Source organism: Agarivorans sp. Toyoura001, assembly GCF_005405585.1.
GTDB lineage: Bacteria > Pseudomonadota > Gammaproteobacteria > Enterobacterales > Celerinatantimonadaceae > Agarivorans.
Window position 1 is genome coordinate 1 of the sequence record NZ_BJEQ01000035.1, and the last position, 7586, is coordinate 7586.

Annotated in this window: 5 protein-coding genes and 1 pseudogene; 3 read left to right on the forward strand and 3 right to left on the reverse strand. The window is 44.6% G+C overall.

Annotation, left to right across the window (positions count from 1 at the left end):
• The 3 genes and pseudogenes from FFR00_RS21410 to uvrA all read right to left on the reverse strand — a co-directional run.
• Positions 1 to 271, reverse strand: a pseudogene (locus FFR00_RS21410) (hypothetical protein); the annotation flags it as partial.
• A gap of 153 nt (positions 272 to 424) precedes the next feature.
• Positions 425 to 2326 (reverse strand): PglL family O-oligosaccharyltransferase, encoded by a 1902-nt coding sequence (locus FFR00_RS21415; RefSeq protein ID WP_161985223.1) that lies wholly within the window; start codon positions 2324 to 2326, stop codon positions 425 to 427.
• A gap of 45 nt (positions 2327 to 2371) precedes the next feature.
• On the reverse strand, positions 2372 to 5200 hold the full coding sequence (gene uvrA / locus FFR00_RS21420) for an excinuclease ABC subunit UvrA (RefSeq protein ID WP_137675450.1): 2829 nt from the start codon (positions 5198 to 5200) through the stop codon (positions 2372 to 2374).
• A 165-nt stretch (positions 5201 to 5365) separates the two neighbouring features.
• On the opposite strand from uvrA, the gene FFR00_RS21425 reads away from it, so the two are divergent.
• The 3 genes from FFR00_RS21425 to FFR00_RS21435 form a co-directional block, all read left to right on the forward strand.
• Positions 5366 to 6736, forward strand: a complete 1371-nt coding sequence (locus FFR00_RS21425; RefSeq protein WP_161985224.1) for an MFS transporter — start codon at positions 5366 to 5368, stop codon at positions 6734 to 6736.
• Positions 6737 to 6788: 52 nt separating this feature from the next.
• Positions 6789 to 7403 carry a single-stranded DNA-binding protein gene (locus FFR00_RS21430; RefSeq protein WP_137675451.1) on the forward strand — a complete coding sequence of 205 codons (615 nt, stop codon included), beginning with the start codon at positions 6789 to 6791 and terminating at the stop codon, positions 7401 to 7403.
• 97 nt (positions 7404 to 7500) lie between these two features.
• Positions 7501 to 7586: valyl-tRNA synthetase (locus FFR00_RS21435; RefSeq protein WP_137672878.1), on the forward strand; the 86-nt coding region annotated here is incomplete at its 3' end.

Below are 7586 nucleotides of genomic sequence, written 5' to 3' on the forward strand. Positions count from 1 at the left end.
AGGTAGACCAATGGTTTTTTTTGGCTTGCTTCTTAGCAAGGCTGGCGCGTTCACTTAACTCTTGGATACTGAGTTGAGTTGCGCTTGTCCAGCGGGTGACTCCTACAGCTAAACCGGTTAAGTGAAAGAAACGCTGCTGGCCTTCGCGGTCTTTGGCGACAATTCCGCCAGCATCTAAGTCTTTTTGGCGATAAAGTGGTTCTCGCCGAGAATCAAACTGATTGAGCAATTGCAGTACCGGCGGTTGCCAGCCTTGTCGGGTAAAAATCACTATAAAGTCATCGCCACCGAGGTGCCCAATAAAATGTGCATGCCGGCATAGGTGTAATTTTATTTAGTTTAAAGGAAGTTATCTATGGTGACTTAGTGCTGAGCTGTATAAAGCGGTTTTTAGAGGGAGATAGACTCCCTCTAGTAGTTAGAGCTAGCCTTCAATACGCACATAAGGTTTAAGTCTAGGGACACTATTAAGATTTAACTCTTGAGGAAACTGTGTTTGCCCAGCAATAAGAGCATCAACAGCCAGCTTGATTTTATCCAGCTGTACTAGTGCATTTATTTTGTGTACGAATAATTCAGGTGATAATTCGTCAGCGCTAAGTGAGTTGTTCCATTTAACATACTCCTCTAAAGCTTCTTCACCATAGTTATAGGCATGGATATAGCGGTATGAAACTCGTTGATTATCAGGGTAAATCTTTAAGGCGTGTTGATACAGTGCGTCAGCTTCATCATTCCTATTAAGAGCTGTTAAGGCTAGGTGATGATTATAGAATTGCTCAGTACGTGTTTGGCGGCGCATCAATTTCTCTGACCATGCTAGATAGCCATGTAGTTCTTCTGGCAAACCTAAACCAATCGCTGCTTTTAGTCGAAATACCATGGCGTTAAACTCGTAACGTGTTTGAATTGGTAAGGGATTGCTTACTTTTTCCAAGTAAATTACATCTACACTGCCAGTGCGTTCATAGTCCTTGTTGAGCTTAATACTTTGTAAACCAGAGACCATGAAGATCACCGTGAATAATGGTATCAACACGCCGAATATTTTTGGAGCAAATTTAGCTGGGAAACCTATGACGGTGATTTTTCCGGTTTCCATAAATGTTTTAGCTAGCACTATACAAAACAAAAACCACAGTATTGATGAGTGATAAAACGGAAGCTCGGTCATGCTATGCAATAAGCTTGGCAATAGAATAGCAAAGTAGAAGAGACCTTTCTGCCAGCCTTTGGTAAGCCAAAGTTTTAAGCAATATCCGGCCAATGTCAGCAACACAAGTATAGGAAGTATTCCGCCTTCGACGGCCCAATAAGCCAGCTCATTATGAGGGTGAGCAACATTGAAATGATAGCCATCTATAATGCTTTGCTGGTTTAACAGAGCCTGCGCTTCATGATATACCCCATCATATCCGCCGTAACCCCAACCAAGTAAAGGTTGTTGTTTAAATAATTCCCAGCTTACTTCTAGCATGGTGATTCGGTAGGCAGTGGTAACACCACCTATGGCGTCACGTGCAACTGATTCACTTAGCATTTCCGGAATACTTGAAGCTACTACACCCAGAGCAATGCTGCATAACCATACTCTCAATTCTTTCTTTCTTGAGGTTTTATATAGATAAGGAGCTAGTAGCGGCAAGATTAAAAACAAGGAGAGGGTAGTGGTTCTTGATCCTGATAGGAAACATACCCAGGCTGCTAGAAAGCTGGTTACAGCCACTAGAGTAAGCTGGGTTTTGGTTGTTATAGCTTTTTCAGAAATTAACCATGCAGACGCTAAAGGTCCAAATAAGACAAAGGTACCTAGTACGTTGGGTTGCTGAAAAATTCCGGCCGCACGGGTGGAATTGACATTAAAGCCAACCCAATTGCCTTCAGTGAGCAGGTACATCTGAGTTAAGGCGTAAGCACTTTCTATTAAGGCTCCCGCGACAATTAGAAACAGCATTAGGTGCCAGTCTTTACGTGTTAGTTCTAACTGCATAAACGCAAAAATAAGCAAAAGGCCCGCGGATAATCCGATTAGTCTATCTAAGGCAAACTCGCCGAACTCGGCATTTGGATAAAACAACGGAATCCAGAGAAGGCCAACACCAGCGAGAAGAACAATTAAAGGTTGGTTGTATCGTAGTTGCTCTGCAGTACTAACTTTAATAAGACCAATACCAATAAGCATTGAGGCGAACATCCATACTACTAAGTTAAATGGAAGCGCGAGGCCGGTACCACCTTGGTTATGTTGGAAGTAATGCATACCAACAAGCATCATTGCGGCAAATACATAAATAAAACAACGTTCTAGTGTCAACTTGGCTGACATATCATTTCCTTTGAAAAATGCGGGCATCAAGTGCCCTTTCAATCACTATTTGTTTAACATTGGCTTTAAGAAGCGAGCGGTATGAGAGCGCTGTTCTTTTACTATATCTTCTGGTGTTCCAGCTATCAGGATTTCACCTCCGCCTTTACCACCTTCAGGGCCAAGATCTACCACCCAGTCTGCCGTTTTCACCACATCCAAGTTGTGTTCAATTACTACAATGGTGTTTCCGTGGTCGCGTAAGCGGTGAATAACTTCTAATAGCAATTCAATATCGTGGAAGTGCAAGCCAGTGGTTGGCTCATCTAATATATACAAGGTTTGGCCGGTGTCTCGCTTGCTGAGCTCTCGTGCCAGTTTTACACGTTGGGCCTCACCGCCGGATAAGGTGGTCGCTGATTGGCCTAGCTTTATGTACGTTAAACCAACATCAATCAGTGTTTGTAATTTCCTAGCAATGGCTGGTACAGCATCAAAGAATGGGCGAGCTTCTTCAACAGTCATATCCAAGATCTGGTGAATACTTTTACCTTTGTATTTTATTTCTAGTGTTTCGCGGTTGTAGCGTTTGCTTTTACATACATCACAGGGAACATAAACGTCGGGTAAAAAGTGCATTTCAACTTTTATTACGCCGTCACCTTGGCACGCTTCACAGCGACCGCCTTTTACATTAAAGCTAAATCGACCAGGTTTGTAGCCGCGAGAACGAGATTCTTGAGTCGCAGCAAATAACTCGCGAATGGGTGTGAAAATACCTGTGTAAGTTGCTGGGTTAGAACGCGGTGTTCGGCCAATCGGACTCTGGTCAATATCGACGACTTTGTCGAGCTTGTCTAGACCCTCAACAGCTTTGTGTGGGGCGATATCTTCACCGGCTGCACCGTTGAGCTCTTTCTGGGCAATTTTATATAAGGTGTCATTAATTAAGGTAGATTTTCCGCTGCCTGATACGCCTGTAACACAGGTTAACAAGCCTAGTGGAATCGCTAGATCAACGTCTTTGAGGTTATTGCCACTTGCGCCAAGTACCTTTAACCAGTCTTTACCTAAAGGATGCCGTTTTGCGGGAACATCTATTGCCTTAACGCCCGACAAATATTGTCCGGTGAGTGAATCGGGAGTGTCTATGACTTGTTGATAAGTACCTTGAGCAACAATTTCGCCACCATGCACACCTGCTCCAGGACCGATATCGACAATATAATCGGCGGCGCGAATGGCATCTTCATCGTGTTCAACCACTATTACAGTATTGCCCAAATCTCGTAGATGATTGAGGGTAGCGAGTAATCTTTCGTTATCACGCTGGTGTAAACCAATCGAAGGTTCATCAAGTACGTACATTACGCCAACAAGACCCGCTCCAATTTGGCTGGCAAGTCGAATGCGCTGAGCTTCACCGCCTGATAAAGTATCTGCGCTGCGATCTAATGAAAGGTAGTCTAGGCCAACGTTAATTAAGAAGTTCAAGCGTTCACAGATTTCCTTGAGAATTTTGTCGGCAATTTGGGCGCGTTGTCCGGTCAGACTGAGTGAGTCAAAAAACTCCATGGCCTCGCCAATGGATTTACAGCTGACTTCTGGCAAGTTGGTAGTGCCAATAAACACATTTCTGGCTTCTTCGCGTAGACGACTACCGTTACAGCTTGGACAATTTTGATTACTAATGAACTTCGCTAGTTCTTCCCGCACAGCATTAGACTCTGTTTCTTTGTAACGGCGACGCATATTGGGGATTATCCCTTCAAAGGGATGCTTGCGCACGGTTACGTCGCCGCGATCATTCATGTACTTAAATTCAATGCTAGTACGGCCTGAACCATGCAAAACGACTTTTTGGTGTTTTTCACTGAGTTCTTCAAAAGCAGTTTCTAAGTCGAACTCAAAGTGAGCCGCTAAAGATTTAAGCATTTGATAATAATAAAAGTTGCGCTTGTCCCAGCCGCGTATGGCCCCGCCCGACAGGCTCAAGCTCGCATTTATGATGACTTTGTTATCATCAAAAAACTGATCTACACCTAAGCCATCACACGTTTGACAGGCGCCTGCAGGGTTATTAAACGAAAAGATCCGAGGCTCTAGCTCTGTCATGCTGTAACCACATACTGGACAGGCAAAGTTGGCGGAAAATAGCTGGCGGGTATCACCACTATCCATATCCACCAAAATGGCTGTGCCTTCAGCAAGTTCTAGCGCCGTTTCGAACGACTCGGCTAAGCGTTGAGATAAGTCATCGCTAGCGCGTACTTTAAAACGGTCGATAACCACTTCAATATTATGCTTTTTATGTAGCTCGAGCTCTGGAGGATCGCTTAAGTCACAGACCTCGCCATCTATTCGTGCACGAATAAAACCTTGAGCAGCAAGGTTTTCTAGGGTTTTTACATGTTCGCCTTTACGGTCTCGAACAATGGGCGCCAGCAACATCAGTTTGCTGTTCTCTGGCTCTTCAAACACTTTGTCTACCATTTGACTAATGGTTTGTGCAGCCAAGGGTTGATGGTGATGCGGGCAGCGTGGCTCGCCCACTCGCGCATACAATAATCTTAAGTAATCATAAATTTCAGTAATCGTACCAACAGTAGAACGCGGATTATGCGAGGTAGATTTTTGTTCAATGGAGATTGCCGGAGATAAACCTTCAATATGGTCAACATCGGGCTTTTCCATCAATGACAAAAATTGACGCGCATAAGCTGAAAGAGATTCTACATAACGGCGCTGACCTTCGGCGTAGAGGGTATCAAATGCTAGCGATGACTTCCCCGAACCAGAGAGCCCAGTAATAACAATAAGCTTGTCGCGCGGGAGGGTAAGCGAAATGTTCTTGAGGTTGTGGGTGCGTGCACCTCTAATATCGATACTGTCCATTGTTACCTGATCATTGCTGCAGTAAATCGTCCAGTATTACACATTATTTATTGAAATGCGCCGTTCTGCTGGTGTGAATGAAGTAATAGTAAGGCGGCAATCTTAAGCTGGTTTGCAGCCAAGTGCCTGTGTTAGCATTACCGGTTCTCAATTGACGAATTTTTTATGGTTATAGCTGTGGAAGAAGGTTTAAATCCTACTGAAAAACGCGGTGCTTATTCGCTTGCGCTGTTGTTTGCTTTGCGCATGGCTGGCTTGTTTATGTTAATGCCGGTTTTGGCTGTGTATGGTCAAGAGTTAAAAGGTTTTTCGCCTCTTTGGGTTGGCTTAGCTATTGGCGCATATGGCTTAACCCAAGCTATGTTTCAAATCCCCATGGGGTGGCTATCGGACCGCATTGGTAGAAAACCGGTTATCTTTTTAGGTTTGAGCATTTTTGCACTAGGCTCAGTGGTGGCCGCTATGGCTGAATCGATTCATGGCGTTGCTATTGGGCGAGCTTTGCAAGGCATGGGGGCAATTGCGAGTACGGTTATGGCACTTGCTGCAGACTTAAGCCGAGAGACCCAGCGTGCCAAGGTGATGGCGTTTATTGGGGTAAGCATTGGTTTATCTTTTGCTGCATCTTTAGTACTTGGGCCTATAGTGTCTGCACAGCTAGGTTTATCGGGGTTGTTTTGGTTAATTGCTGGTTTATCGTTAGCGGCTATGTTGGTGGTGCAATTTGCTGTGCCAAATGCTCACTCTAAAGCCCCTAGTGGTGAAGTGAGTGCTAACTCTGCTCAAATGTTCAAACTACTCAAACACCCTCAATTACTGCGTTTAGATTGGGGGGTATTTACGCTACACCTAGTATTGACCGCACTATTTGTGGTGATGCCACTACGTTTGGTGGATGCAGGACTAGAAGCCGCCAGTCATTGGCAAGTGTATTTACCTGCAGTATTAGTGTCGTTTGTATTAATGGTGCCGTTACTTATTATTGCCGCTAAACGTAATCAGCAACGTGGTTACTTTTTGTTTGCAATTAGCTTATTGCTATTGGCTAATGCCCTACTGTTAGTTGATGTATCGTCTATTTGGTTGTTAGGCGCAATTTTAGCGATTTTTTTTATCGGCTTTAATTATTTAGAAGCGAGCTTACCTGCGCTTATTTCTAATCTAGCACCTCCAGGTAATAAAGGCGCTGCTTTAGGGGTGTTTTCTACCAGTCAATTTCTAGGGGCGTTTATTGGCGGTTCTAGTGCTGGAGCCTTGTATATGGCAGCAGGTGCGTATGGAGTAAGCCTGTTTGCTATTGCTTTGCTGCTTATTTGGTTAGTTGTTAGTTTAGGAATGCGTGCGCAAAGTGGCATAAAAAGTTATTCGTTGGCGATATCATCTGCCGACCAACCAGCGAGTTTATTGGCAAAACTGCAGGTATTACCTGGGGTTGTAGAAGCGGTAGTGATTTCGAGTGACCGTACTGTTTACCTCAAAGTGAAAACAAAAGAATTTGAATTGGCTAGAGCATTGGATTTGGTGCGAGCAGCCTAGTATGATAGCGGGTCTTCCTCGCCACAACAGATAGAATATAGGAGCGATATACATGGCCACTCGGGGCATTAATAAAGTAATTTTGGTTGGTAACTTAGGACAAGATCCTGAAGTACGTTTTATGCCAAACGGCGGGGCCGTCGCCAATATTACTATTGCTACTTCAGAAAGCTGGAGAGACAAGCAAAGTGGTGAACAGAAAGAACGCACAGAATGGCACCGCGTAGTGTTGTTTGGCAAACTGGCCGAAGTGGCTGGTGAATATCTTAAAAAAGGTTCACAGGTTTATATTGAAGGCCAATTACAAACGCGTAAGTGGCAAGACCAAAATGGTCAAGACCGCTACTCAACAGAGGTAGTTGTTCAAGGCTTTAATGGCGTAATGCAAATGCTAGGTGGTCGCCAAGGCGGTGGTCAAGGTCAAAGCATGGGTGGAGCGCCACAGCAGCAAAATAACTGGGGTGGCCAACAGCAAGCAGCTCCACAGGCTGCTCCTACCGCACAACAAGGTGGTTTCCAGCAGCAAGCGCCGCAACAACAGGCTGCGCCTCAGCAAGGTGGCTATCAGCAACAAGCTAAGCCTGCTGCTCCGCAGCAAGCGCCTCAACAAGCTGCACCACAGTTTAACGAGCCGCCAATGGATTTTGACGACGATATCCCGTTTTAGTCTGCTAAGCGCTAAAAATAAAAAGCCTCAAGAAATTGAGGCTTTTTATTATCTATTGTCCCGTCCGGAAATAGGTTGACATAAAGAGGACTTCTTTATGACAACACCCATTAACTCAAGCCGTAAGCGCACACAACGAGATTACACCTTGGCCTTTAAATTAGGTGTCGTAGCGCGCATCGA